22 protein-coding genes are annotated in these 25609 nt (G+C 70.3%); 12 read left to right on the forward strand and 10 right to left on the reverse strand.

Features of this window, described 5'->3' with window-relative positions:
- Window positions 1-110: 110 nt before the first annotated feature.
- The 9 genes from AB0H78_RS07010 to AB0H78_RS07050 all read left to right on the forward strand — a co-directional run bounded on the left by AB0H78_RS07010 (window position 111) and on the right by AB0H78_RS07050 (window position 8698).
- Window positions 111-716: a nucleotidyltransferase family protein gene (locus AB0H78_RS07010; protein WP_363233220.1), complete on the forward strand. Its 606-nt coding sequence runs from the start codon at window positions 111-113 to the stop codon at window positions 714-716.
- A gap of 217 nt (window positions 717-933) precedes the next feature.
- Entirely contained in the window at window positions 934-2556 is a 1623-nt protein-coding gene (gene aceB, locus AB0H78_RS07015) for a malate synthase A (protein WP_363233221.1), read from the forward strand.
- Between the two features lie 325 nt (window positions 2557-2881).
- Window positions 2882-3439, forward strand: coding sequence for a transglycosylase SLT domain-containing protein (locus AB0H78_RS07020; RefSeq protein ID WP_363233222.1), 558 nt, complete (start codon window positions 2882-2884; stop codon window positions 3437-3439).
- Window positions 3440-3460: 21 nt separating this feature from the next.
- Window positions 3461-3958 (forward strand): excalibur calcium-binding domain-containing protein, encoded by a 498-nt coding sequence (locus tag AB0H78_RS07025; RefSeq protein ID WP_363233223.1) that lies wholly within the window; start codon window positions 3461-3463, stop codon window positions 3956-3958.
- A gap of 49 nt (window positions 3959-4007) precedes the next feature.
- The gene (locus tag AB0H78_RS07030) at window positions 4008-5615 is read left to right on the forward strand and encodes a TerD family protein (protein ID WP_363233224.1); all 1608 of its coding nucleotides are present in this window, start codon (window positions 4008-4010) and stop codon (window positions 5613-5615) included.
- A 59-nt stretch (window positions 5616-5674) separates the two neighbouring features.
- Window positions 5675-6172, forward strand: a complete 498-nt coding sequence (locus AB0H78_RS07035) for a GNAT family N-acetyltransferase (protein ID WP_363233225.1) — start codon at window positions 5675-5677, stop codon at window positions 6170-6172.
- Window positions 6173-6188: 16 nt separating this feature from the next.
- Window positions 6189-7241 (forward strand): amidohydrolase family protein, encoded by a 1053-nt coding sequence (locus AB0H78_RS07040; protein WP_363233226.1) that lies wholly within the window; start codon window positions 6189-6191, stop codon window positions 7239-7241.
- 36 nt (window positions 7242-7277) lie between these two features.
- Window positions 7278-7850 carry a TIGR03086 family metal-binding protein gene (locus tag AB0H78_RS07045; protein WP_363233227.1) on the forward strand — a complete coding sequence of 191 codons (573 nt, stop codon included), beginning with the start codon at window positions 7278-7280 and terminating at the stop codon, window positions 7848-7850.
- Between the two features lie 101 nt (window positions 7851-7951).
- Window positions 7952-8698: a hypothetical protein gene (locus AB0H78_RS07050; RefSeq protein ID WP_363233228.1), complete on the forward strand. Its 747-nt coding sequence runs from the start codon at window positions 7952-7954 to the stop codon at window positions 8696-8698.
- Between the two features lie 15 nt (window positions 8699-8713).
- On the opposite strand, the gene AB0H78_RS07055 is transcribed toward AB0H78_RS07050, so the two are convergent.
- The 4 genes from AB0H78_RS07055 to AB0H78_RS07070 all read right to left on the reverse strand — a co-directional run bounded on the left by AB0H78_RS07055 (window position 8714) and on the right by AB0H78_RS07070 (window position 12018).
- The gene (locus AB0H78_RS07055; protein ID WP_363233229.1) at window positions 8714-9955 is read right to left on the reverse strand and encodes a cytochrome P450; all 1242 of its coding nucleotides are present in this window, start codon (window positions 9953-9955) and stop codon (window positions 8714-8716) included.
- Entirely contained in the window at window positions 9952-10581 is a 630-nt protein-coding gene (locus AB0H78_RS07060) for a TetR/AcrR family transcriptional regulator (RefSeq protein WP_363233230.1), read from the reverse strand. The genes AB0H78_RS07055 and AB0H78_RS07060 overlap by 4 nt, the downstream gene beginning before the upstream one ends.
- Window positions 10582-10685: 104 nt before the next feature.
- Entirely contained in the window at window positions 10686-11369 is a 684-nt protein-coding gene (locus AB0H78_RS07065) for an alpha/beta hydrolase (RefSeq protein ID WP_363233231.1), read from the reverse strand.
- A 10-nt stretch (window positions 11370-11379) separates the two neighbouring features.
- Window positions 11380-12018 carry a TMEM175 family protein gene (locus tag AB0H78_RS07070; RefSeq protein ID WP_363233232.1) on the reverse strand — a complete coding sequence of 213 codons (639 nt, stop codon included), beginning with the start codon at window positions 12016-12018 and terminating at the stop codon, window positions 11380-11382.
- Window positions 12019-12144: 126 nt separating this feature from the next.
- On the opposite strand from AB0H78_RS07070, the gene AB0H78_RS07075 reads away from it, so the two are divergent.
- On the forward strand, window positions 12145-14580 hold the full coding sequence (locus AB0H78_RS07075) for a polysaccharide lyase 8 family protein (RefSeq protein WP_363233233.1): 2436 nt from the start codon (window positions 12145-12147) through the stop codon (window positions 14578-14580).
- Window positions 14581-14664: 84 nt separating this feature from the next.
- Here AB0H78_RS07075 and AB0H78_RS07080 read toward each other — a convergent pair whose 3' ends face one another.
- Both AB0H78_RS07080 and AB0H78_RS07085 read right to left on the reverse strand, forming a co-directional pair.
- Window positions 14665-16149 (reverse strand): HAD-IA family hydrolase, encoded by a 1485-nt coding sequence (locus AB0H78_RS07080; RefSeq protein ID WP_363233234.1) that lies wholly within the window; start codon window positions 16147-16149, stop codon window positions 14665-14667.
- Between the two features lie 91 nt (window positions 16150-16240).
- Complete coding sequence (locus tag AB0H78_RS07085; RefSeq protein ID WP_363233235.1) at window positions 16241-17368, reverse strand: substrate-binding domain-containing protein; 1128 nt, start codon at window positions 17366-17368, stop codon at window positions 16241-16243.
- A gap of 108 nt (window positions 17369-17476) precedes the next feature.
- Here AB0H78_RS07085 and AB0H78_RS07090 point away from each other — a divergent pair, with 108 nt between their 5' ends.
- Window positions 17477-19081: a glycoside hydrolase family 13 protein gene (locus tag AB0H78_RS07090; RefSeq protein WP_363233236.1), complete on the forward strand. Its 1605-nt coding sequence runs from the start codon at window positions 17477-17479 to the stop codon at window positions 19079-19081.
- 117 nt (window positions 19082-19198) lie between these two features.
- Window positions 19199-20074: a chitosanase gene (locus AB0H78_RS07095; protein ID WP_363233237.1), complete on the forward strand. Its 876-nt coding sequence runs from the start codon at window positions 19199-19201 to the stop codon at window positions 20072-20074.
- 89 nt (window positions 20075-20163) lie between these two features.
- Here AB0H78_RS07095 and AB0H78_RS07100 read toward each other — a convergent pair whose 3' ends face one another.
- The 4 genes from AB0H78_RS07100 to pucL form a co-directional block, all read right to left on the reverse strand.
- Window positions 20164-21573, reverse strand: a complete 1410-nt coding sequence (locus tag AB0H78_RS07100; protein ID WP_363233238.1) for a nucleobase:cation symporter-2 family protein — start codon at window positions 21571-21573, stop codon at window positions 20164-20166.
- Window positions 21574-21798: 225 nt separating this feature from the next.
- Complete coding sequence (locus tag AB0H78_RS07105) at window positions 21799-23184, reverse strand: 8-oxoguanine deaminase (RefSeq protein ID WP_363233239.1); 1386 nt, start codon at window positions 23182-23184, stop codon at window positions 21799-21801.
- A 48-nt stretch (window positions 23185-23232) separates the two neighbouring features.
- Window positions 23233-24618 (reverse strand): nucleobase:cation symporter-2 family protein, encoded by a 1386-nt coding sequence (locus AB0H78_RS07110; RefSeq protein ID WP_363233240.1) that lies wholly within the window; start codon window positions 24616-24618, stop codon window positions 23233-23235.
- A gap of 67 nt (window positions 24619-24685) precedes the next feature.
- Window positions 24686-25609: a factor-independent urate hydroxylase gene (gene pucL / locus AB0H78_RS07115; RefSeq protein WP_363233241.1), complete on the reverse strand. Its 924-nt coding sequence runs from the start codon at window positions 25607-25609 to the stop codon at window positions 24686-24688.

A 25609-nucleotide genomic window follows, 5' to 3' on the forward strand; every position in this document is an offset into this window, starting at 1 on the left:
GGTCGGACGCCGGGGGCCGCGGGCAAGTTAACGCCACTTGGAGAGCTTTCCGCCACTCCGTAGACGGAATTGAGGCCGAAGGACCGGTGTCCGTGAGGTATCCAGTTCCCATGGTGAGTACGGAGACAGAGGGACGGGTCGCGGGGCTGCTGCTCGCGGCGGGCGGCGGCCGGCGGCTCGGCGGGCGGCCCAAGGCGCTGCTCGAGCACCGGGGGCGGCCGCTGGTCGAGCATGCGGTGGAGGTGCTGCGCGAGGGCGGGTGCGAGGTGGTGCACGTGGTGCTCGGCGCGGCTGCCGCAGAGGTACGGGAGCGGGCCGAGCTGCCGGGATGCGTGCTGGTGGAGAACCCGGAGTGGGAGGAGGGGATGGGCTCCTCGCTGCGGGCCGGGCTCGGTTCGCTGGCCTCCTCGGGGCTCGGCGGCGCGCTCGTGTCGCTGGTCGACCAGCCGGGGATCGGGGCGCGGGCGGTGGCGCGCGTGCTCGATGCGTACCGCTCCCCGACGAGCCTTGCGGCAGCCGCGTACGACGGGAAGCGCGGACACCCCGTCCTCTTCGGGGCCGGCCACTGGGAGCCGATCGCGGAGAGTGCGGTGGGCGATCGCGGGGCACGCGACTATCTGCGGGCCCACCGGGAGGCGATCACGCTCGTCGAGTGCGGCGATGTGGCCGAGGACTACGACATCGACACCGCCGCGGACTTGATCCACTTGGAGTGACGGAGCTGGCACTCAGCGACAGCTTCTGTCGACTCGGAGAATCTCGACGTCAACAGACCGTTGAACTTCCACCATGAGGAAACTAGTATCCACACGTCAGAAGCGCCCGACCCCCAGACGGCGCCCGCGACCGTAACTCGGCTCCTGTGGCACTCCGTGCCATAAGTGCAAGCCCGGCGGCCGCCCAGGGCACCGCCGCTGTTAGGAGTGACAGCTCATGTCCGCACCAGCGCCGTCCCCGCTGGCCATCGTCGATGCCGAGCCCCTGCCCCGGCAGGACGAGGTCCTGACCGATGCGGCCCTCGCCTTCGTGGCCGAGCTGCACCGGAACTTCACGCCGCGCCGCAACGAGCTCCTCGCCCGTCGCGGAGAGCGCCGCGCGGAGATCGCCCGCACCTCCACGCTGGACTTCCTGCCCGAGACGGCAGCGATCCGCGCGGACGACAGCTGGAAGGTCGCGCCGGCCCCGGCCGCGCTGAACGACCGCCGGGTGGAGATCACCGGTCCGACCGACCGCAAGATGACCATCAACGCCCTGAACTCGGGCGCCAAGGTCTGGCTCGCCGACTTCGAAGACGCCTCGGCTCCCACCTGGGAGAACGTCGTCCTTGGCCAGCTCAACCTCACGGACGCCTACGCGCGCCGTATCGACTTCACGGACGACAGGTCCGGCAAGTCGTACGCCCTCAAGGACGCGTCCGAACTCGCGACGGTCGTCATGCGGCCGCGCGGCTGGCACCTGGAGGAGCGCCACCTGCAGCTCGACGGGCAGTCGGTCCCCGGCGCGCTGGTCGACTTCGGCCTCTACTTCTTCCACAACGCCAAGCGGCTCATCGAGCTCGGCAAGGGCCCGTACTTCTACCTCCCCAAGACGGAGTCCCACCTGGAGGCCCGCCTCTGGAACGACGTCTTCGTCTTCGCGCAGGACTACGTCGGCATCCCGCAGGGCACCGTCCGCGCGACCGTCCTGATCGAGACGATCACGGCGGCGTACGAGATGGAGGAGATCCTCTACGAGCTGCGCGACCACGCCGCAGGGCTGAACGCGGGCCGCTGGGACTACCTCTTCTCCATCGTCAAGAACTTCCGCGACGGCGGAGAGAAGTTCGTCCTGCCCGACCGCAACCTGGTGACGATGACCGCCCCCTTCATGCGGGCGTACACCGAGCTCCTGGTCCGCACCTGCCACAAGCGCGGCGCGCACGCGATCGGCGGCATGGCCGCCTTCATCCCCTCGCGGCGCGACGCCGAGGTCAACAAGGTCGCCTTCGAGAAGGTCAAGGCGGACAAGGACCGCGAGGCCGGCGACGGCTTCGACGGCTCCTGGGTCGCCCACCCGGACCTGGTGCCGATCGCCATGGCCTCCTTCGACGCGGTGCTCGGCGAGAAGCCGAACCAGAAGGAGCGGCTGCGCGAGGACGTCTCGGTGGCCCCCGGCGACCTGATCGCGATCGACTCGCTGGACGCGAAGCCGACGTACGAGGGACTGCGCAACGCCGTCCAGGTCGGCACCCGCTACATCGAGGCGTGGCTGCGCGGCCTGGGCGCCGTCGCCATCTTCAACCTCATGGAGGACGCGGCCACCGCGGAGATCTCGCGCTCGCAGATCTGGCAGTGGATCAACGCCGGGGTCGTGTTCGAGAACGGCGAGACGGCCACGGCCGACCTGGCCCGCAAGATCGCCGCCGAGGAGCTGGCCGCGATCCGCGAGGAGGTCGGCGAGGAGGCCTTCGCGGCCGGCAAGTGGCAGCAGGCCCACGATCTGCTGCTGACGGTCTCGCTCGACGCGGACTACGCGGACTTTCTGACGCTGCCCGCGTACGAGCAGCTGCGCGGCTGAGGCGTCTGCGCTCCATAAGAGGAAGTACCGACCGAGGTCCCGTGGCTGTGCGATACGCCACGGGACCTCGGTCGTGTACGAACCCGCCTAGTACGGAGCCGAACGGCCTCCGGCGGGCTTCGACGGACCTCCGGAAAGGCATCCCACCGCACTGAGCTGCGGAAATGCGCCTTTGTTCCGCATTGGACGTTTGACTCCTCAATACGGCATCACGTAGTAGATGCCCTCTTTGCGCCTATTGGGCGGCTTCCTCCATGGTGAATCGGTCGCCCAGCCCCGCCAGGGCTTTCGGCGGCACTCCCCGTCCCCGAAGCTAGGCCTCCCCGTGTCCCGTTATGCCCTCCGCCTCCCCAGCCAGGCGTCCCGCACCACCGTCACCGCTGTCTGCGCCGCGGTCATGCTGGTGGGCGGCTCGTCCTCGGTGGCTTTCGCCGCCTCGTCCGTCTCCACGCCCACCTCACTGACGGCGGCGAGCACGACGGCCGCCGCGAAGACCACGACGGCGAAGAAGACCGCGACGAAGACCGCGTCCGCGAAGACCGCGTCGACCACGAAGACGTACGCGAACAACCTCGACGGCTGGATCGACGAGTCGCTGGACATCATGGCGGCGCACGGCATCCCCGGCACGTACAACGGCATCCACAAGAACGTCATGCGCGAGTCCTCGGGCAACCCGAACGCCGTGAACGACTGGGACATCAACGCCCAGAACGGCATCCCCTCGAAGGGCCTGCTCCAGGTCATCCAGCCGACGTTCGACACGTACCACGTCGCCGGAACCGCCGACAATCTCGTCGACCCGGTCGCCAACATCGTCGCCGCGTCCAACTACGCGTACCACGTGTACGGATCGATCGACAACGTCAACAGCGCCTACTGATCACGCAGGAATCCCGCACTCATGAGCACCCCTCAGTGGAACCAGTACGACTTCAACACCCCTGCGCCCGACGGCCCCCGGCCGGGTCGGAGCAAGAAGAAGGGGTACCTTCTCGCCGCGGGCGGCGCGGCCGTCGTGTTCCTCGCCGGTGTCGGCGTCGGCACCTCCGGTGACGCGCAGGACGCTTCGGACGCTGCCCCCAAGGCGACGGCGACCGTCACGGCCCAGCCTTCGGTAACGCCCACGGTGACCGAGACGGCGAGCCCGAAGGCGACCCCGACCGTGACGAAGACCGTGACAGCCGCGGCCGAGCCCACGAAGTCGACCAAGACGGCCAAGTCGGCCAAGACCGGCGGGACTTCCGACTCCACGGCGGAGGACACCAGCGGTGCCACCGCCAAGTGGTACAAGAACTGCGACGCGGTCCGTGCCGCGAACGCGGCTCCCATCCACCGCGGCGACCCCGGTTACGACAGCCATCTCGACCGGGACGGCGACGGCGTCGGCTGCGAAAGCTGATGTGATGGGTTTCGGATTCCGTGTCGGTGTGCCGGGACTGCGGGTGCGTGTGTCGACGCGAGGTGTACGCACCTCGGTCGGTCCGCGTGCCGCGCGCGTCAGCTTCGGATCGGGCGGCACCCGGCTGTCCACCGGAGCCGGGCCCTTCTACGCCTCGACGTCCCTCGGCGGCAGGTCCTCCTCCCGCAGCAGGCGCCCCGCATCCCCCTCCGGCGCCCCCGTGCGGGTCCAGCAGCAGGCCGAACGCGACCGGGCCGTCGCCGAACTGCAGCGCATACGCCGGGAGACGACCACCGTCCACCTGCAGGACTTCGCGCCGTGCCGGCCGCCGCAGATCCCGCCGCCGCCCCACCACGACCTCGACTGGGCGCGGCGGGCGGCCGAGGCCCACCACCTCGACGGCATCGGCATCCTTTCCCGTACGGACCGCTCAACCGCCAGAGCGCAAGCGGCAGTTGACGCACCCGCCTACCTCGCCGCCGAGCAGGCACGGCTTGCCGCAGTCCACGCCCGCATTGAGTCCGAGGCCCGCCAATGGTGGACCCTGCTGACTGTCAACAACGAGGAGACGGTGTGCGGCGCGGTCAATGAGGCGTTCGCGGACAATCCGGCCTCCGGGTGTGCGGTCGGCGTTTCGGGGAGCGTGCTCTCGGTCGTCGTACGCCAGCCGGACCTCGACTCGCTGCCGACGAGGACACCCGCGCTCACCCCGGCCGGGCGGCCCACCGTCAAGAACATCACCCGGCGCGACCGCACCCAGTGGTGGATGACGTCCATGGGCTCGCACGTCGTGGCCACCCTCAGAGAGGCCTTCGCCGTCGCTCCGGGCATCACCGCCGTCGATCTGGCCGTACTGACCCGGATCCCGGACACCCGGCGCCTCGGGATCGTCGCGTACGGTCGGTGGACGCGCCAGGCCGTCGAGTCCGCGCACTGGCGTACGGCCGAGGACGCACTGCGCTTCCTCGACCTCGGCACGGGCGTCGAATGCGCCGTCACCACCACCGTCAAAGCCCTTGATGTGTCCCGCATCCCAGGCCTCGCCGGGCTGCTGGGGGACGTACGCGAGGAGACGCTCGGTGATCTGGAGTCCGGTCTGTCGGCCCCGCCGCGCACCGCGCCTGCGACACGGCCGTACGTGCCGCTTCCCTTCGCCGACTGGAAGAGCGGGGCGACGGCCGTCGTCCTGCGCCCGGGCCAGAACGTCCCCCTGCCGCCGGCCGCGGAGGAGCTGCTCGGTCTCCGCGCGTCCTCCGTCACCGGCATCGATCTCTCCGTACTGCTCCTCGACGGCCGCGAACGCGTCGCCCGCGACGCGGACTTCGTCTTCTACAACCAGCCCACGGGGGCGCACGGCGCCGTCCGGCTCACCGGGGACGACCGTGCGGAGCTGCACCTGGGCAGACTGCCCGATTCCGTACGCCGCCTCGCCCTGACCGTCAGCGCCGACACCCCGCCCGGGGTCCGGCTCACGCTCTCCTCGCCTTCGGGCGGCAGCTGGCGCTTCGAGGTGCCGCCCGCCGACGGCATCACCGCTCTCGTTCTCGTGGAGCTCTACCGCCACGGCCCGCACGGATGGAAACTGCGCGCTGTCGGCCAGGGCTGGTCCGACGGGCTCGCGGGACTGGCCCGTGATTACGGCGTGGACGTGAACTGAGTACCGGATCAAGGAATTCCGGTGTGCCGGGCCGCCGGTGCGTGATACGTCTCCCTGTCATGGACGATCTTGTGACTGAGCGGCTGGTGCTCCACCCGATGAGCGTCGCCGAGGCGGAGCGCGTCGTGGTGGGCGAGCCGGGCGACGGTGATCTATGGGCTTCCGGCTATCCCGCGCCCGGTGATGTCGAGGGGGCCGCGCACTTCCTGGAGCACTGCGCGGGCACCGGTGATCCGCAGCCGTTCGGCAATTATGAGATCCGGCGCCGCTCCGACGGGCTCGCCATAGGAGGTCTCGGCTTCAACAGGCCGCCGGACGAGGAAGGAACCGTACCCATCGGGTACGGGCTGATCCCCGAAGTGCGCGGCCAGGGCTATGCGTCGGAGGCACTGCGCGGGCTGCTGGAATTCGCTCGCGATCTGGGGATCAGGACAGTGATCGGGGACGCCGACCTCGACAACCTCGCCTCGCAGCGCGTGATGGCCGCCGTCGGCATGGAGCGGACCGGGGCGGACGAGCAGGTCGTGTATTTCCGGATCGAGTGGCCCGAGCTGTAGTGGCTACGATCGGGCCATGCTGCGGATACGGGGCGTCGTGCTGCCCGAGCGCGAGGAGCGCACCTTCTGGATCGACGGAGGCCGGCTGCACACTGCCCCGCCGCCGGGTGCGGCGGACGCCGAACCTGTGGTGGACGGTGGGTGGTTGCTGCCGGGGCTCGTCGACGTGCATACGCATCCCGGGGCCGAGAAGCCCGGGTCACCCTTCGACGAGGCGCTGCTGCGGCGGCAGTTGACCGAGCACCGGGACGCCGGGGTGCTCGCGGTGCGTACGCCGGGGACCGCCGCGCGGATGCCGGGGTGGGTCGCGGAGGATCCGGAGCTGCCGCGGGTGTGGTCGGCGGGGCGGTGGCTGGCGACGCCCGGGCGGTTCTTTCCCGGGTTCGGGCGCGATGTGACCGAGGCGGAGCTGGTGCGCGCCGCCGTCGAGGAGGCCGCGGCGTCCTCGGGGTGGTGCAAGGTCGTCGGCGACTGGAAGCTCGACGAGCCGCCCGTGCCGCTGGAGCTGCTGACCGCGGTCGTGGCCGCCGTCCACGCGGCCGGGGGCAAGGTCGCCGTGCACTGCCAGTCCGCCGAGGGCAGCCGCAACGCCGTGCTCGCGGGCGCCGACAGCCTGGAGCACGGGATGAGCCTGGATCCGGGCCTCCTGGACCGTATGGCCGCGCAGGGCACCGCCTTCGTACCGACGCTGGGTGCCTTCGTCGGATCCGCCCCCGAGCAGCGGGCCGCCGCGCCCAGTGCGCGCAGGGATCTGTGGCTGGCGGGCTGGGACGCGCTTCCAGGAACGGTGCGGGCCGCGCACGAGGCGGGGGTGACCGTGCTCGCCGGGACGGACACCTTCCCCTGCGGCACCGTCGCCGGCGAGGCGGCGCTGCTCGCGCGGGCCGGTCTGCCCGCGCTCGACGCGCTGGGAGCCGCCTCCTGGACGGCGCGCGCGTGGCTGGGGCTGCCGGGGCTCGTGGACGGGGCGCCGGCCGATGTCGTCGCGTACGCCACCGACCCGACGCGCGAGGTGGGCGCGCTGCCGCATCCGGCCCGGATCATCCTGCGGGGACGCGTCGTGCGCTGAGCGATGAGTTCTGGGCGCGGGGGCAGTCTGCACCGTATGGAGATCTACGATTTCGAACCCGCTGTCCGCCCCGTGGCCACGCTCCTCGACGCCGTACGGGACGACCAGCTGGACGACCCGACCCCCTGTCCCGACTACGCGGTACGCGAGCTCCTCGCTCACCTCCTCGGCCTGACCGCAGCCTTCCGCGCCGCCGCGGACAAGGAATTCGGCCCGCTGACCGGCACCACCCCGGGCACGGTGCGGCCCGTGCTCGACGAGGACTGGCGCACCGTGCTGCCGCGGAACCTCGACGCGCTCGTCGCCGCCTGGCGCAACCCGGCCGCCTGGGAGGGCGACACCCAGGCCGGTGCGGTCGACCTGCCCGCGGGCGTCGCGGCCGCGGTGGCCGTCGACGAGCTGGTCGTGCACGGCTGGGACCTGGCCCGGGCGACCGGGCAGCCGTACGAGCCCGACACCGCGTGCCTCAAGATCGCGGAGGGGATGCTCGACAGCGGGTCCGTGCGACGCGGAGTGACCTTCGGGCAGATCGTGGCGGTGCCCGAAGGCGCTCCACTGCTCGACCGGGTGATCGGGCTCAGCGGCCGGGACCCGGGCTGGAAGCCGTAGGCGGGAGCGGGCACAGCGGCCCTGGCCAGGCCTTATACAGAACATACGCGCACAATAGGAGGCATACCGCACGAAGAGAACCGAGCCGAAAGGCGTGTGGCATGTCCCAGACCTGCGAAGTCGGCGAGTGGCTCGCCTTCGACGGAGGGCTCGAAGTACTCGTCGAGGATCTCGAGCCCTTCGCCCCGACCCACCTGGACCGCGACCACCAGGACGGTGACACCTACGTCCGTTTCACCGTCTGCGCCCGCAACACGGCGCCACCGGCGCGCAAGGCGATGCGCGCCCACCGCAGAGAGCACCCCAGGGCCCCCGCGCCCTCCGGCGACCTCAGCGAGGCGGCGCGCACCCGGATGATCGAGAAGCGGGCCGCCGAGCGCGTCCAGGCGATGAAGAAGGCCAAGGCCGCGGTCCACATGGAGGTGGAGGCCAGGGTCCAGCTCTGGGCCGACGAGGTACGGGCGCACCGCACCCACGACCCGGATCAGTCCATCCTGACGGGGTTGCACACCACGGTTCCGCGCCGCAGGACCCGGAAGGCGACGTATGCCTTCCGCGTCCCGGCCGCCTCCCTCGACCACGTGCGCGTCGTGATCGTCCCCTCGGTCAACGACCGGCTGCAGGAGGAGGCGGAGTGGACCGCCGGGGTCGAGGCCCCCGACGCGTCGCTGCTCGAGGACTCGCTCCAGCGCGACGACGGCACCGACGAGGACGCGGAAGCCTCCGAGGGCGACGACGAGCCCGAGTCCGAGTCCGAGGTACGGCAGCCGTCGTTCAGGGAGCGCCGCCAGAACAAGCGCGACCACCGGCGCCAGCAGATCAAGTCGACCAACGGCGCGGTGCTGTAGGCCTGTTGGAGCCGTTCAGGTGAACCGCACCGGAAGGTACTTGATCCCGTTGATGAAGTCGGAGCGCATCCGGCGCGGTTCGCCGGTGAGCTCCGCCCCGGCGTGGCGCCGGAGCAGCTCCCGGGTGAGCGCGGTGATCTGGGTGCGCGCGAGACCCGCGCCCAGGCAGTAGTGCGGCCCTCCCCCGCCGAAGCTGAGGTGGTCGTTGGGGGCGCGCCGGATGTCCAGCACGTCCGGGTCGGTGAAGACCTCCTCGTCGCGGTTGGCCGAGGTGAAGTAGAGGACGGCCTTCTGGCCGGCCCGGACGGGAACGCCGTGGATCTCGGTGTCGCGGGTGGCGGTACGCCGGAAGTTGTGGATCGAGCCGTTCCAGCGCAGGAACTCCTCGGTGGCGGTGGCCCACAGCGCGTCGTCGTCGACCCCGGCGACCAGTTCGGCCCGTACCTCCGGATGCTCGACGAGGGTGAGCATCGTCTGCGCGAGGAGGTTGCGGGTGGTCTCGTTGCCCGCGACGCAGAGCGTCACGAAGAACATGTTGATCTCGTGCGCCGAGAGCCGCTCGCCGTCGACCTCCGCATGGACGAGGGCGCTGAGGATGTCGTCCCTGGGGTCTTTGGCGCGCTCGCCGGCCAGCAGGTCGCAGTACATGTAGATCTCGGCGGCCGCGTTCTGCCCGTCCTCCTCGCTGGTGCGGAAGTCGGGGTCCTGGAATCCGACCATACGGTTCGACCAGTCGAAGATCCGGTCCTCGTCGGCGGCCGGGACGCCGACCATCTCGCAGATGATCTGCAGCGGCAGCCGCGCCGCGATCTCCTCGACGAACTCGACCTCGCCGCCCTTCGCGGCGACGGTGTCCGCCAGGGCCGCGGCCCTGCGCCCGATGTCCTGGGTGAGCTTGCGGATCATCCGGGGCGAGAAGGCCGTGGAGACCAGGCGCCGGTAGCGGGTGTGCTTGGGCGGGTCCATGCCGACGAGGGTCAGGCCCAGGCTCGCGAGGGCCTCGGGAGTCTGGTCGCGTATGAAGAAGGAGCCCAACTCCACGGACCACAGGTCGGGTTCACGGCTCAGGGCGACGATGTCCTCGTGCCGGGTGACGGCGAAGAACCCCTCCTGGCCGCCGGGGAGTTCATGCCAGTGGACGGGGTCCTCGCGGCGGAGCCTGGCGAACTGGTCGTGGGGCACTCCCTGCGCCCAGGTGTCCTCGAGCAGATCGATCTCGGGTACGGAGGGGCGGGCGGTTTCGGCGGCATCGCTCATGGCCGGTCCTTTCGGGGGCGTTCGTCGAGTCCGAGAAGCGTGCGCAGGGCGCCGACGACCAGTGCGTCGGGTACGCCGTGCGGGTCGAGCCGGTGCTGCAGCGCGCATCCGAGGAGTACGCCCAGGACCAGGGCCCCGGTCTCCTCGGGCGGCCCGGGCAGCGGGGATCCGGTGGCGTCGGCCCAGTCGGCCAGGCCCTCGCCCAGCTGGGTGCGGATCTGCGCGTACCGCTCCGCGAGCCGGGAGCCGACCAGCGGGGAGCGCGCGCCGTGCAGCCAGAGCTCCATCTCCAGGAGCAGCCAGGCGTCCCCGCGGTCGGCCTGCGGGCGGGTGATGGAGCCCCACATCGCGCCGAAGTGCGCGGCGGGGTCGGAGCTGCCGGCGAGTTCGGCCGTGAGCTGGTCGGCGGTGCGCTCCTTCCAGACCTCCAGGAGGGCCAGGAGCAGTCCCTCTTTGCCGCCGTAATGGCTGTAGAGGGCGCCGGTGGTGCGCCCGGCCGAGGCGGCGACCGCCTCGGCCGAAACGGCGTGGAATCCCTTGCGTGCGAAGAGCTCGGCCGCGGCGTCGATCAGCCGCGCCCTGGTCTCCGACTTGCGCTCGGCCTGGCTGCGTACCGTACGGGCCATGGGCGTCGCCCCCGGGAGGCGGAGTTATATCGGTTCTCCGACATAAGACGACCCTCCCGCCGAACTGACGGTCCGTCAACCCATCCGACAGGGACGGCACTTCATCAGCTGGTGAAGAACTCCGTCAGCTGCTCGACGAACTGCTGCGGCTGCTGCGCGTGCACGTCGTGCCCGACGGGGATGGTGATCAGCCGGCAGTCGGGGATCGCCGCGGCCATGTCGTGGAGCATCTCCTGCGGCATCGCACTGTCGGGCCCGCCCGCCACGATCAGGGTCGGCGCCACGATCTCCTCGATCCGGTCGGCCCACTCGGGGTCGGGGGCGGAGACCTGGGCGAAGAGGGCGGGCACCAGGTTCGTGTCGTAGTCGACAGGGCCCTCGGGCGTCGCGGATCCGAACGGCTCGCGAGGGTAGGGCGGCGCGGGGTCCTCCAGGGCGAGACGCTCGACCCGGTCGGGATGATCCTGGGCGAGCAGGAAGGCGACCAGGCCGCCCATCGAGTGCCCGACGATGCCGACCCGGTCGAGGGCGAGCTCGTCGAGGAAGCCGAGCACGTCGTCGCGCATGAGCTCGAAGCTGTACTCGTCGGGCCAGTCGCTTTCACCGTGTCCGCGCAGGTCAAGGGCGTAGACACGCCATTCCTCGCCGAGCAGCGGCCCCACTTTGTCCCAGGAGGCGGAGGACCCGGTCAGCCCGTGCAGCAGCACGACCGGCGAGCCGAAGGGGTCTCCCCAGCTCCGGTACGCCAGCCGTACGTCCCCGACATCCACCACTCCGCGATCATCCATGCCGTCGACGCTACAGGGCTTCCGGCACTGCTCCCGCCGCCCCTTCGACGGGCTTCGTCGGTACGGGCAGCTGGTTGAAGCCGTAGTAGACCGCGAGCAGCCCGTGCACCGCGAGCGTGAGCGGAGCGGAGACGAAGGACAGGCCGACGGTGGCCGGATAGACCAGGCCGCCGAGGGCGAAACGGCGGATGGTCGCTCGCGCCGCCACCGTGTCCACCCGGTCGTCGAAGAGGTGGCCGGTACGGGTGAGGTGCCACCACAGGAGGTGGTAGTTGACCGCCATCACCACCATCAGCCCGCTGTAGACGGCCGCCGCCGCATGCGAGCCACTGCTGTCGCGCAGATACTCGGCCATCAGCGCGGCGGGCCAGGGCAGTGCGGCGACGGTCATCAGCAGCAGCAGATTGAGGAACATCAGCGTGCGGTCGACCCTCACCACGAAGCGGAAGATCTGGTGGTGGTTCAGCCACATGATGCCGATGACCAGGAAACTGACGACATAGGCGGCATACGAGGGCCACTGGTCCCCCAGCGCCGACCAGAGACCGTCCCCGGCATGCTCCGGAACCTTGATCTCCAGGATGAGCAGCGTGGTCGCGATGGCGAACACCCCATCGCTGAAGGCCTCCAGCCTCCCTGATTCATTCATGACGAACATCCCCCTCAAATGATCGTTCGATCAATTTCGTTCCAACCGTTGAGCGTTTGAGCGCGAACGTGTTAGAAAGCGCTTGCCCACGAGTGACTTCCCCTTCACCTGGCTCCCGGAGATCCCATGACGCCTCCCTGGTCCCGCCGTGGCTTCATCGCCGCAACCGGCAGCACAGCTCTCGCGGTTGGCGCCTTCGGCCTGCCCGTGACCCCCGCTCTCGCCGCCGGTTCCACAGCCCAACAGGCCGCCGAAGCCGACGAGTTCGCGACACTACGTGCCAAGTGGCGGGAGCTCTACCTCGGCACGGGGTTCAGTCCCACCGCCGAGCCGTTCAAGACCAAGCTGGCCGCCCTCGGCACGCAGGCGGCCGGGTTCCGTACGGCCATGGCGCCGGCGACGGGCTCGCTCTGGCCCGACCTCGTCTATCTGGACCCCGAACCGGACACCGACACCGAGTCCGTCGCCTTCTCCGAGAAGATGAACACCAGTTACAACCGGTTGCGGACGATGGCCGAGGCCTACTCCCAGCCCGGCACGGGGCTGACCGGCGACGCCGCCCTCAAGGACACCATCCTGACCGGCCTGGACCATCTGCACGCCGATGTCTTCAACGAGAACAAGGCCTCGTACGGGAACTGGTGGAACTTCCAGATCGGCTCCCCGCAGGCCCTGATGGACATATCCGTCCTCCTCTACGACGAGCTGTCCGAGGCGCAGATCGCGAGCTACGTCGCCGCCGTGGACAAGTTCCTCCCCGAGTCGCTCCTCGCCAAGTACACCGGCACCAGCACCGGTGCCAACCGCGTCGACCTGTGCCGCGGCATGATCCTGCGCGGCGTCGTCGGCAAGAACGGCGACAAGATCAAGGTCGCCCGCGACGCGCTCTCGCCGGTCTTCCCCTACGTCACCACCGGGGACGGCTTCTACGACGACGGCTCGTTCGTCCAGCACACCTCGATCCCCTACATCGGCGGCTACGGCGCCGTGCTCAACGACGGCCTCGGCCGCCTCTTCGCGCTGCTGCGCGGATCGAGCTGGGAGGTGACCGACGCGGGCAGCCAGCAGTTCCTCGACACGATCGAGGCGGCCATCGCCCCGTTCGTCTACAACGGCCTGATGATGGACAACGTCTCGGGCCGCGGCATCACCCGTATCGGCACCGACGACCACATCCGCGCCCACGGCGTCATGGGCTCCATCGTGCTGCTCGGCCAGGGCGCGAGCGCCGAGGAGAACGCGCGCTGGCGCGCCATGGTCAAGGGCTGGCTGCAGCGCGACTATTACGGTCCCGCCCTCAAGAATCCCGGCCTGAGCCTGGTCAACCTCTCGCGGCTTCAGACGCTCCTCGACGACACCACCGTCACGGCGGCGCCCGAGCCCGTGGAACACCGCGTCTTCCACAACATGGACCGTGTCACCCACCGCCGCCGCGACTGGGGCGCCGGTCTCTCCCTGGCCTCGAACCGCATCGCGCACTACGAGTTCGGCAATCTGGAGAACTACCGCGGCTGGCACAGCGGTTCGGGCTGGCTCCAGTGGTGGGGGTCCGACGCCGGTCTCGGGCAGTACTCGGACGCGTACTGGCCGACGGCCGATCCCTACCGGCTGCCGGGCACCACCGTCTCCACGAAGAAGCTCGCCGACGGCGAGGGCGGCGCCTGGGCCAACCCCCGTACCGACTCCGCCTGGGTGGGAGGCACGGGCGACGGCGAGTACGGCACGACGGGCCAGCTCCTGCAGGGCCTCTCCTCCACCATGCACGCCAAAAAGTCATGGTTCTGGCTGGACGACTCGGTGGTCTGCCTGGGCGCGGGCATCACCTCGGCGGACGGCGCCACCGTCCAGACCACCTTCGACAACCGCAACCTGGGCGGATCCGGCGCCCCCGCCCTGCTCCTCGACGGCAGGCCCCAACCCTCCACGCAGGGCTGGTCGGTGACCGGCCGCCGCACCCGGTGGGCCCATCTGTCGGGCCACGCCGGGTACGTCTTCCCGGGCGGTACGGCGCTGAACGCGCTGCGCGAGGAGCGCACCGGCACCTGGAAGGACATCAACGGCGCCAGCGGCACCACCGCCCCGGTCACCCGCCGTTACGCGACGCTCTGGCAGGACCACGGCACCGACCCGAAGGACGCCGGGTACGCGTACATCCTGATGCCCGGGGCGAGCGCGCTGCGCACGGCGGCCCGCGCACTGGACACCCACTGGCTGGAGATCACCGCCAACACCCCGCAGCAGCAGGCCGTACGGGTCCCCTCGCGCGGCTTCACCGGGATCAACTTCTGGGAGGCGGGCACGGCGGGCGCGGTCACGGCGAGCGCACCGGTGAGCGTGCAGATCCGCGAGAAGCACGACGGTACGGCGACGATCACCGTCGCCGACCCCTCGCGCGTCGCCAAGGACGGGCTGACGCTGACCTGGCGCCGCCGGGTCACGTCCGTCGTCTCCAAGGCCCCTTCGGTCACAGCGGCCGAGGCGGGGCGCGAGCTCACGCTCACGTTCGGCGATCTGAGCGGCCTGCGCGGCGCCACCCAGACGGTGAAGGTCAGGCTCCGCTGATCCTGCGGTACGCCAAGGGGGCGGCCCGGACCGACGATCGGCCCGGACCGACGATCGGTCCGGGCCGCCCCCTTGGCCGTACGGCTACTGGAAGTCGCGCAGGAGCTCGCCGAGTCCGGTGAGCACCCGCCGCCCCGGTGCCGCCTGGACCGGCACGAAGGACGGCACGGCCGCGACCCGGCACCCCGCCGCTTCGCCCGCCGCGATGCCGGCCGGGCTGTCCTCCACCACCAGGCAGCCGGCCGGGTCCACGCCCAGGGCGCGGGCCGCGGCGAGATAGGGGTCGGGGGCGGGCTTGGTGGCCGGGGTCTCGCCGGCGGCGACGGTCGTACGGAAGGACTCGGCACCCAGCACCTTCAGCACCGCGTCGACCACGGGGCGCGGCGAGGCCGACACCAGGGCGGTCGGGATGCCCAAGTCGTTGAGGCAGTCGAGAAGTTGGCGCGCTCCGGGCAGCAGGACCGTGTCGGCCTCGACCGCCGCCAGGAAGCGCGCGTCCAGGTCCGCGGCGATCTCCGCCAGCGGGCGGGCGGCGTCCGAGGCGCGGAAGAGGTGGGCGGCGGTGTCCTCGACGGCGCGGCCGACGACCTCGGGGACGTCGGCGTCGGCGAGCCGATGGCCGAGCCCCGCCGCGACCTCCTCGGCCGTCGTCCACCACAGCGACTCGGTGTCGACGAGCGTGCCGTCCATGTCGAAGAGGACAGCCTGCGGAACGACCGTGAACGGCCGCCCGTCCAGGGTCCAGTGCGAGTCGGCGGGGCGGCCGAGTGCGGCGAACACCTGGGCCGCCACGTCCTCGTGGTGGAGGGTGCGCACGGTGGCCCCGGCCGGGATGTCGGGTCCCGAGCAGGCGATCCAGGCGGTGCGTTCCTGCTCGGACCGGCCGCCGTGGCCGCCCTCGTCGCGGTGTCCGTGGTCGGTGACGACGATGACCGTCCAGGCCTCTTCGGTGTACGTCGCCCGGCCGCGCACCGCGGCGAGCAGCCGGCCGAGCCGCTCGTCGGCGCGGGCTATGGAGTCCGCGTACTCCGGTACGCAGCCCAGGATGTGGGCGGTCTCGTCGGTCGCGCCGAGATAGACGAACGAGGCCTCGGGGTCCTCCTCGGCGAGCACGCGGACGGCGTCCACCGTCATCTGTTCGTCGACCGCCTCCCAGTCCTCGCACGTCTCGGCGGCCGGGGCGACATGGCTGAGCCGGCTCGGTTCACGGAAGAGCGGGCCGCCGTGGGCGACCGTCACCAGCGGCTCCCAGGCCGCGGCGACATAGGTGCGGCGGCCGTCGCCCCGGGAGAGGCGGGTGGTGAAGTCGGGGAAGACCGTGAGGCGGTTGCCGCTGAAGTCGTTGCTCCAGACGGCGTGCTTCTCGACGCCCACCCCCGTGACGATCGTCGCCCAGCAGGGACCCGACATGGTGGGCGTCCCGGGGCGGATCTCCACCGGTGCGAGAAATCCGGCCGCGGCGACGGAGTCCAGATGCGGGGTGTCCACGGTGCGCAGGGTGTCGAGACGTACGCCGTCGATACCGACGACCAGAACACGGCGGGCACGGTCGCGTACGCCAGAAGCCATGACAGTGAGGTCCTTTCAGAGACGAACTCCGGCCATCTTTCGACCAAGAACGATCACCGTCAAGAGCGTTCGGGCAAACGATCAGAAACGCTCAGAAGGACACCGGGTTGCCGGACGATGCACGGACCCGCAGTTCCGGGAGGAGTTCGACGTGGCGGCGCGGCGCCGGCACACGGTCGCCTCGGCGCCGCTCGGCGATCCGGTCGAGCAGCAGCCCGGCCGCCGTGGAGCCCACAGCCCGCTTCGGCGGGGCCACCGCGGTGAGCGGCAGTCCGGCCAGGTCGGCGACCTCGTCGTCGTACGCGACGACCGCCAGCTCCTCGGGCACCCTGACGCCCCTGGCCTGCAGCCGCGGCACCAGCACCACGGCGTCCGCGTCGCTGTGCACCAGCACCGCGGTCACACCGTGCCGGCCCACCGCGTCGCAGAGATACTCCAGCGTCCGGTCGAACCGGTCGGCCTCGGAGACCGCAGGGGCGGTGTCCAGCGGCGATGCGGGCACCTCGTCGAGGCCGAGCGCGGCGATCGCCGCGCGGTGGCCGGTCCTCAACTGCGCCGCGGTGGGACTCTCCTGCGCGGCCAGGGCGATCCTGCGGTGGCCGAGCGCGGCAAGCTTCCTGACCGCCTCGGCGGCTCCGAACGCATGGTCGGTGGCGACCAGGTCCAGCGCGGCCGCCGGGCTGCCGGGCCCGGCACGCCGCTCCACCAGAACCACGGGCACCTCCAGGAGACCCGCCCAGTCGCCCTCGCCCGCGCCCTCGACGGCCTGGCCGCCGCCCCAGTCCGGCGTCAGCAGCAGCCCGTCCACGCCAGCGGCCAACAGGCGTGCGCTCTGGGCGGCGTCCTCGCCGGAGAGATAGCGGTGCAGCCCGATCGTGAGGCGCCCACCGCGCGCCTCGACCGTCTCGCGGGCTCCGCGGACCACGTCGGCGAAGTAGTAGTCGGTCGAAGGCACCACCATGCCGACCACGATTCCCTCGTCGCGCGGCACCGGCACGGCCGGGGACGCGGGCGAGAGCGCCGCACCGGACTCCCCCGGCCACAGCACGGAGCCGTGCAGCCGCCGCACCCTTCCCTGCCGCGCCAGGATCTCGATGTCCCTGCGCAAGGTCACGGGCGATACCCCCAGTTCGCTCGCCAGCTCGGCCACCCGCAGGCTGCCGCGCTGTTCGACGATTTCGAGGACCCGGTCGTGACGCTGGTCGACATGAAGGCGCATGACCGTCACTCTAGGGCCCTGGCCGTATCGATCGAAGAGCGAGCGAATGAGATCGTATCGATCGCATTCCCGTTGACGGGCTTCGCCGTCCCTGCCTAGATTCGGTGCATGCATCGTGCCGACACCAGCCCGTGGTGGCGTTCCGCAGCCATCTACCAGGTCTATCCGCGCAGCTTCGCCGACGGGGACGGCGACGGGACCGGTGACATCGCGGGCATCCGCGCACGCCTGCCCCATCTGCGGGATCTGGGCGTCGACGCGGTCTGGATCAGCCCCTGGTACCCCTCCCCCATGGCCGACGGCGGCTACGACGTCTCCGACTACCGCGACATCGATCCCCTCTTCGGCACCCTGTCCGAGGCGGAGGCGCTGATCGACGAGGCGCACACCGCGGGCCTGCGGGTCATCATCGACATCGTGCCCAACCACTGCTCGGACCGGCATCCCTGGTTCCAGGAGGCCCTTGCCGCGGGCCCCGGCTCCGCGGCGCGCGAGCGCTTCTGGTTCCGCGAGGGCCGGGGCGCGAGCGGCGAACTGCCGCCCAACGACTGGCAGTCCGTCTTCGGCGGGCCCTCCTGGCGGCGGGTGACCGAGCCCGACGGGACACCCGGCGCGTGGTACCTGCACCGCTTCGCACCCGAGCAGCCGGACTTCAACTGGGAACATCCGCAGGTGCGGGCCGAGTTCGAGTCGGTCCTGCGGTTCTGGCTGGACCGGGGCGTGGACGGCTTCCGTATCGACGTCGCCGACAACCTGGTCAAGGACCCCGCACTGCCCGAGGTCACCGCCCAGGCCCCGTCCCCCTGGTCCGACCAGGACGGCGTCCACGAGATCTACCGCGGCTGGCGCAAGGTCATCGACTCCTACCGGCGCGAGGGCGTCTTCGTCGGCGAGGTATGGACCGCGGACCCCGGGCGCTTCGCCCGCTATCTGCGCCCGGACGAACTGCACACGGCCTTCAACTTCGCCTTCCTGCAGAGCCCTTGGGAGGAGACGGCACTGCGCGCGGTCATCGACGCTACCCTCGCCGCGCACGCGCCGGTCGGCGCCCCGGCCACCTGGGTGCTCTCCAACCACGACACCACCCGGCATGTCACCCGCTACGGCCGCACCGACACCTCGTACGCCCTGGACGGTCTGCGCGTCCACGGCGCACCCGTCGACCTGGAGCTGGGCCTGCGCCGGGCACGCGCCGCCGCACTGCTCACCATGGCGCTGCCCGGCAGCGTGTACGTCTATCAGGGCGACGAGCTCGGCCTCTGGGAGGTCGAGGACATCCCCGCCGCCCTGCGCCAGGACCCGACCTTCCTGCACACCGGGGGCGAGGACCTGGGCCGGGACGGCTGCCGGGTGCCGATCCCGTGGGGCGACGAGAGCCCCACCGCCGCCGCGCCGTGGCTGCCGCAGCCGGCCGCCTGGGCGGCGCTGAGCGTACGGGCACAGAGCGGCGACCTGGATTCGATGCTGGCGTTCTACGCCGCATCCCTGCGCATCCGCAGGTCCGAACTCGCGCCGAACCCTGACGAGTTCCGCTGGCTCCCCGCACCGGAAGGCGTCCTCGCCTTCGACCGCGGCACTGTCCGCAGCGTCACCAACCTCTCCGCCGGGCCGGTCCCGCTGCCCGCCCATGACGAACTCCTGCACGTCAGCGCCCCGTTGACCGGCGGCCTCCTGCCGCCGGACACCACCGCCTGGCTCCGCCCGCCCCGGTAGCGGCCCTTCCCTTTTTTCAACTCACTTGTACCGAAGGGGTGTACGAGTCTCTCCGCTGCCTGATAGGAAAGCTTCCTAACAGAACACCGGTACGACGAACACTCCTCTGGAGGTCTGGTGAACGTCCCCCACCGCCGCACCACGGCACGCCGTACAAAGATCGTCTCCCGCACGCTGCTCGGCATCATCCTGGTGGCCATGCCCGTCACCGCGTACGCCGCCACCCCGCACTCCGGCGCACAGCAGTCGCAGCAGTCGCAGCAGTCGCAGCAGGTGGCAGCCGCCACCGGGCTCGACGACCCGGCGAAGAAGGAGATCGCCATGAAGCTGGTCTCCAGCGCGGAGAACTCCTCACTGGACTGGAAGGCGCAGTACAAGTACATCGAGGACATCGGCGACGGCCGCGGCTACACCGCCGGCATCATCGGCTTCTGTTCCGGCACCGGAGACATGCTGGACCTGGTCGAGCTGTACACCGACCGGGTGCCGGGCAACGCCCTCGCCAAGTACCTGCCCGCCCTGCGCAAGGTCGACGGCACCGACTCGCACTCGGGTCTCGGCTCGGGCTTCGTCAGCGCCTGGAAGGCCGCGGCGAAGGACACCAAGTTCCAGACGGCGCAGAACGACGAGCGCGACCGGGTGTACTTCAACCCGGCGGTGAAGCAGGGCAAGGCCGACGGGATCGGCACACTCGGGCAGTTCGCGTACTACGACGCGATCGTGATGCACGGCGACGGCGGCGACTCCACCGGCTTCAGCGCGATACGCAAGCGCGCCCTCGCGAAGGCCAAGACCCCGGCGCAGGGCGGCAACGAGACGACGTATCTCAACGCCTTCCTCGACGCCCGTGTCTGGGCGATGCAGCAGGAGGAGGCCCACAGCGACACCAGCCGCGTCGACACCGAGCAGCGGGTGTTCCTCAAGGCCGGGAACCTCGCCCTGAACCCGCCGCTCGACTGGAAGGTCTACGGCGACCCCTTCCACATCGGCTGATCCTTCGGTCGGACCTTTTAGCCTGACATGCCCATGACGCCCGTACCGGCTGCAGCCGGTACGGGCGTCATGGTGCGCGTACGAGAAGATCAGTGCACGGCGGCGACCTCCGCCACCGCCTGCTGCTCCAACTCCTCCGGCTCCGGCTGCTTTCCGAAGTGGTTGAACGCCAGGTTGAGGACGATGGCCACCACGCACCCGGTGGAGATCCCCGAGTCGAGCACGACCAGCATGTTCTTCGGGAAGGCGTGGTAGAAGTCGGGCGCCGCGATCGGGATGAGCCCGATGCCCACGGCGGCGGCCACGATCAGCGCGTTCTCGCCCTTCTCCATGGCCGCACCGGCCAGCGTCTGGATGCCGCTCGCGGCCACCGACCCGAAGAGGACGATGCCCGCCCCGCCGAGCACCGGCAGCGGTACGAGGGCGATCACCGAGGCCGCCATCGGACACAGCCCGAGGAGGATCAGGATCCCGCCGCCCGTGGCGACGACGAACCGGCTGCGCACCTTCGTCATCGCGACGAGCCCGATGTTCTGCGCGAAGGCGCTGGCCATGAAGCCGTTGAAGAGCGGGCTCAGCGCACTGCCCAGGGTGTCGGCACGCAGTCCGCCCTCGATGGTCCGCTCGTCCGCGGGCCGTCCGACGATCTTGCCGAGCGCCAGCATGTCGGCGGTCGACTCGGTCATACAGACGAGCATCACGATGCACATCGAGACGATCGCGGGGATCTCGAACTGCGGCGCCCCGAAGTGGAAGGGCGTCGGGAAGCCGACCACGTCGGCGTTCTTGATGGCGTCGAAGTTGGTCATGTCGAGCGGGATCGCGATGAGCGTCCCGATCGCGAGGCCGAGCAGGATCGCGATCTGCTGGAGGAAGCCGGTGAGCAGCTTGCGCAGCGCGAGCACGATCACAAAGGTCAGCGCGGCCATGCCGATGTTCTTCATCGAGCCGTAGTCGGAGGCAGTCGCGTCCGGCCCCTGGGCCCACCGGAAGGCGACCGGCAGCAGCGAGACACCGATCAGGGTGATCACCGTGCCGGTGACGACAGGCGGGAAGAAACGGAGCAACTTGCTGAAGTACGGGGCGAGTACGAACCCGAGCACGCTCGCCACGATGATCGCGCCGAAGATGACGGCTATCCCGTCGTGGCCCCGGTCCTTGCCGATCGCGATCATCGGAGTGACGCCGGCGAAGGAGACGCCGTTGACGAACGGGAGCCGGGCGCCGACCTTCCAGAATCCGAGCGTCTGGAGCAGGGTGGCTATGCCGGCGGTGAAGAGACTGGCCCCCACGAGGAAGGCCGTCTCGGTCGCACTGAGGCCCACCATGGGGCCGACGATCATGGGCGGTGCGACGACGCCCGCGTACATCGCGGCCACGTGCTGCAGACCGCTGGTGAACATCTTGAGGGGCGGAAGCGTCTCGTCGACCGGATGCTTCTCGTGGTCGGAGGTGGTGGTGAGGACTGCATCTGTACGAAACCTGGGCTTGGCGGCCACGGCGGTTCCTCCGGTCGGTTACACGTCGGCAGTGACGCGGGTGTCTGGGAGGTGGTGCGAAGGCATGCAAAATGGTGCATTTATTCGTCAGTGCAGGTACGTCACCGCCCCGGGGAGCGCGTGCACTTGAAGCACGCGCTCCCCGGCAACGGCTGCCGCGCACCCCGCTCGGGTGCGCGGCGACCGGCCGGGGACCGTCCTCCCCGGCCGGACCTCAGGGGAGGACTAGGCCTGCGCGGCGATCCGCGCCAGGCGCTGCGCCTCGTCCCGCGTGGAGCGGGCGATGGCGTCCTCGTCCACCGTGGTCAGGTGGTTGTCCTCGACGACGGTCTTGCCGTTGACGAGGGAGAGCGTGACCGGGGCCGCCGCGCCGAAGATGAGCGCGGTCACCGGGTCGGCGATCGATGCGTGGGCCAGGGTGTCCAGCTTCCACAGCACCAGGTCGGCGAGCTTGCCCGGCTCCAGGGAGCCGATCTCGGCTGCCCGGCCGAGGACTTGGGCGCCTCCGTACGTCCCCAGGCGCAGTGCCTGGCGGGCGTTGAGGGCGGCCTCGCGGTGGGCGCCGAGGCGGTTGATGAGCAGCGCGTTGCGCAGCTCGGTGTGCAGCTCGCCCGACTCGTTGGAGGCGGTGCCGTCGACGCCGAGGCCGACCGGGACGCCGGACTTCAGCATGTCGGGTACGCGGGCGATGCCGGCGGCGAGGCGTGCGTTGGAGGACGGGCAGTGGGCGACGCCCGTTCCCGTACGGGCGAAGGCGGCGATGTCGGAGTCGTTCATGTGGACGCAGTGCGCCATCCACACGTCGTTGCCGAGCCAGCCCGTCGACTCGAAGTAGTCGGTCGGGCCCATCCCGAACAGCTCCTTGCAGAACTGCTCCTCCTCGACCGTCTCGGAGCCGTGCGTGTGCAGACGGACCCCGCGCCGGCGCGCCAACTCGGCGCCCTGCTTCATGAGTTCGGTGGACACGGAGAACGGCGAACACGGCGCGACCGCGATCTGCGTCATCGAGTCGAAGGAGGCGTCGTGGTGCTGGTCGATGGTCGCCTCGGTGGCGGCGAGCGCGCCTTCGAGGGTCTCCACGGCGAAGTCCGGCGGCAGGCCGCCGTCCTTCTCGCTGCGGTCCATGGAGCCGCGGGCGAGCGTGAACCGTACGCCCATCTCGGAGGCCGCGCCGATGATCGCGGAGGAGAGATCGCCGGAGCCCTTGGGGAAGACGTAGTGGTGGTCCATCGCGGTGGTGACACCGCCGCGGGCCATCATGGCGAGGGAGCCCTGGGCGGCCGAGCGGGCCATCTTCTCGTCGATGCGCGCCCACGTCGGGTACAGCGCCACAAGCCAGTTGAAGAGGTTGTGGTCGGTGGCCAGGCCGCGGGTGATCCACTGGTAGAAGTGGTGATGGGTGTTGACCAGGCCCGGGGTGACAAGGTGGCCGGTGCCGTCGATGCGGCGTACGACGTTCTCAAGACCCTCGGGTGCCTTGCCCGCCCCGACCGATTCGATGCGGTTCCCGGCGACGACCACATGGCCCGATGCGTACTCGGTGTCCTGGGCGTCGACGGTCGCGATGGCGACGTTCTCGATGACGATGCGCGCGGCTGCCGTTGCTGCCATGGCGGTGCTTCCTTCTTCTCTCGGATGCGATGTGGGCACGGCAGGACCCTAGGAGGATTTGAGTGCCGCAGCCGCGTGGCTCCGGGTGCCGAGATGGTGGAAAAACAGGTTGAGCAGGACCGCGACCAGTGCGCCGGCGCTGATGCCGGAGCCCAGGACGGTCTGCGCCCAGGCGGGAAATTGTGCGTAGAAGGTGGGCGCGGCGAGCGGGATGATGCCCGCCCCGAGTGCGACCGCGACCAGGATGATGTTGGAGCTGTCGTCGAGTCCGGCCTCGGAGAGGGTACGGATGCCGCTCACCGCGATCGACCCGAAGAGCACGATCCCGGCGCCGCCGAGGACCGGCATCGGCACCATCGAGACGACCGCGCCGAGGACCGGGAAGGTGCCGAGGATGATCAGGGCGCCGCCCGCCGCTGCGACGACGTACCGGCTGCGGACACGTGTCAGCGAGACGACGCCGACGTTCTGCGCGAAGGCGCTGGTGGGAAAGCCCCCGAACATCGGCCCGATGAGGGTCGCGATGCCGTCCGTGCGCAGGCCGCGGGTGATGGTGGGTCCGTCGCAGCCTCGGTCGCAGATCTCGCCGAGGGCCAGCATCCCGGCCGACGACTCCGTCATCAGCACCAGCATCACGATGCAGAGCGAGAGGATCGCGGCGGGCTGGAACTCGGGGGCGCCGAAGGAGAAGGGGGTGGGGAGGGCTGCGACGGGCGCCGATGTGATGGCACCGAAGTCGGCCATCCCGAAGGGGATCGCGGCCAGCGTGCCGATCAACAGGCCCATCAAGAGGGCGACTTGCTTGAGGAAGCCCTTGCCGAAGCGCTGGATCACCAGGATCACGGCGAGGGTGAAGGCGGCGAGCGCCAGATACTTCATGGCGCCGAAGTCGGCGGCGGTCTTGTCACCGCCCTGCGCCCAGGAGACCGGGACGGGCATCAGCGTGACGCCGATGAGGGTGATGACGATGCCGGTGACCAGCGGCGGGAAGAAGCGCAGCAGCCGGCCGAAGAAGGGGCCGACGCAGAGGCAGAACACTCCGGCGACCATCACCGCGCCGTAGATGGCGGGGAGTTGGTGTCCGGGCGCGGTGTTCTCGGCGATGGCGAGCATCGGGGCGATGCCGGCGGAGGAGGCGGCGTTGACGAACGGCAGCCGGTTTCCGGCGAACTTCGCGACGCCCAGGGTCTGCAGGAGCGTGGCGAGCCCGGCAATGAGCAGGCCGGCGGCGATCAGCCGGGTCATCCCGGCGGTGTCCAGGCCGACGGCCTGGCCGATGATGAGCGGAGGGGTGACGACGCCGGCGTACATGGCGGCGATGTGCTGCAGCGCGGCGGGGATCAGCCGTGCGGCAGGGAGTTTCTCGTCCACCGGGTGGGCCGGTGGGGCCGGACATGGGCCGTCTGAGGGCCGTTGAACTGGCGTCGTTGCCATGGGAGTTCCCTCCGGTCCGCCGCACCCCCCGCCGGCTCGGGCCGGCGGGGAGCGCGTGCGGTCGGCGTCAGAGGTTGGTCATGTCGACCGGGATCTGCGGCTCGACTCCGTCCCGCAGCACGGTGGCCTCGATCAGGCCGTACGGGCGGTCCGCCGCGAAGTAGACCTCGTTGTCGTTCTTCAGCCCGAAGGGCTCGAGGTCCACCAGGAAGTGGTGGTTGTTCGGCAGCGAGAAGCGGATCTCGTCGATCTCGCTCCGGCTGTTGATGACGCGCGAACCCATCTGGTACAGGGTCTGCTGCAGCGAGAGGGAGTACGTCTCGGCGAAGGCCTGCAGGATGTGCTTCTTGGCCTGCTCGTACGAACGCTCCCAGTTGGGCATCCGCTCGTCGTCGCTGGTCCAGTTGTAGCGCCAGGCGGCGGCGACGTCGGTGCACAGGATGCGGTCGTACGCCTCCTTGAGCGTCGTGTACTTGTCCTTGACGTAGCCCCAGAACTCCGAGTTGGTGGAGTTCATGACCGTCAGGTCCTTCAGACCCGAGATGATCTCCCACTTCTCACCGTCGAAGGTGATCTGCGTGGTGCGCAGTTCCTGGCCCTTGCGGGCGAAGGAGTGGTTGACCTGGTCCGAGCCGATGAACTTCGAGTTGTTGTCCGAGGTCGCGATGCGCTCCCAGGAGTACTCCTCGATCCGGATCCGCGCGACCTTGATCGGCTCCTGCGTCGTCACGAAGTGGCGGGCGAGGTGGATGCCGAACTGCTCGGCGGACTCGATGCCGAACTCCTTGGCGAACGCGAACACCGTGTTCTTGGTGGTGTCGGTCGGCAGGACGTTGGCGTTGGAGCCGGAGTAGTGGACGTCGTCCATGTCGCCGGAGAGGGCGACGGAGACGTTCAGGTCCTTGATGTGGTGGGTGTCGCCGTCCCGCGTGATCTTGACGACGCGGTTCTCCGCCTTGCCGTACTGGTTCTGTCCAAGAATCGTGGGCAT

The sequence above is a fragment of the Streptomyces sp. NPDC050738 genome (assembly GCF_040654175.1).
GTDB lineage: Bacteria > Actinomycetota > Actinomycetes > Streptomycetales > Streptomycetaceae > Streptomyces.